Source organism: Staphylococcus simiae, from assembly GCF_002902085.1.
Lineage (GTDB): Bacteria > Bacillota > Bacilli > Staphylococcales > Staphylococcaceae > Staphylococcus > Staphylococcus simiae.
The window spans coordinates 1-278 of record NZ_PPQR01000094.1 but is presented as its reverse complement, the minus strand read 5'-3'; the positions used below and the strand labels follow the sequence as shown (position 1 = coordinate 278).

1 protein-coding gene is annotated in these 278 nt (G+C 40.3%); it reads left to right on the top strand.

The annotated features are described in order from the left end of the window. Window positions 1–278 (top strand): G5 domain-containing protein (locus tag CD113_RS10535; protein ID WP_206167423.1); only part of this gene is annotated, 278 nt, incomplete at both ends.

Below are 278 nucleotides of genomic sequence, written 5' to 3'. Positions count from 1 at the left end.
GTACCATTTGAAACAAAACGCGAATTCAATCCAAACTTAAACCCTGGTGAAGAACGAGTGAAACAAGAAGGTCGTCCAGGTGAGAAAACGATCACAACGCCAATTACTATAAATCCAATTACAGGAGAAAAAATTGGTGAAGGCCAACCAACAGAAGAAATCACTAAACAACCAGTAGATAAGATTATTGAGTTCGGTGGCGAAAAAGTGCCGCAAGGTCACAAAGATGAGTTCGATCCAAACTTACCAACGGATTCAACAGAAGAACATCCAGGTAA